Annotated in this window: 2 protein-coding genes; one reads left to right on the top strand and one right to left on the bottom strand. The window is 53.1% G+C overall.

Annotated features, from left to right (window positions below; genetic code table 11):
• Window positions 1–153: YHS domain-containing protein (locus tag KDM89_RS23075; protein ID WP_212689535.1), on the bottom strand; the 153-nt coding region annotated here is incomplete at its 3' end.
• A gap of 182 nt (window positions 154–335) precedes the next feature.
• On the opposite strand from KDM89_RS23075, the gene KDM89_RS19295 reads away from it, so the two are divergent.
• The coding region (locus KDM89_RS19295; protein WP_212689534.1) for a MerR family transcriptional regulator at window positions 336–636 on the top strand (301 nt) is incomplete at its 3' end.

Here is a 636-nt window from a genome sequence, read left to right as displayed (position 1 = left end):
GGTCGGGCTGCAGAAATAATAGGCAATGCCTTGAAAACGTGTGGTCTTCTCGCTTTTGGCGACCTGCATGCCGCACACCGGGTCGGTGTATTTTTTTTCATTCTGCTGCGCGGGCTGGTGTGCGCAGCAATCGCCTTGATGCTGATGGTGCATAAGAACTCCTGAGTCTTTGTTTTCTGTCAGGACTTAGGCAAAACAGACGCTGGCGTTGTTGCTTTCGCCCCGCCGTACAGTTGCACTGTCTTCGGCTCCGCGTCTAGCCTGCGCAATTTTTGCGTAAGTCCTGTCTGTATCATAGACTCTGTACCTGAGAACGGAGTCAAGGAGAATTTAAAATGTCAGCTAAGTCAGCGAAATCTGATCAGGATCAACTCACCATCGGCCAGCTAGCGCGCGCAGCGGGAGTGGGGGTCGAGACCATACGCTATTACCAGCGCCGTACTCTGTTACCAGTACCACAGACAAGCAGCGGTTTTCGCACCTATTCCAGTGCATTGGCAGAGCGCATACGCTTCATCAAACGCGCGCAGGAACTGGGCTTCAGTCTGGACGAGATCGGGCATTTACTGATGCTGGAAGAGTGCAATGACAAAAGCGCGATCCGCGATATCGCGCAGGACAGACTGATGCAGGTCA

The organism is Cognatundibacterium luofuense (assembly GCF_018139685.1).
Lineage (GTDB): Bacteria > Pseudomonadota > Gammaproteobacteria > Burkholderiales > Burkholderiaceae_D > Undibacterium > Undibacterium luofuense.
This window is presented reverse-complemented; position numbering and strand designations above follow the sequence as displayed.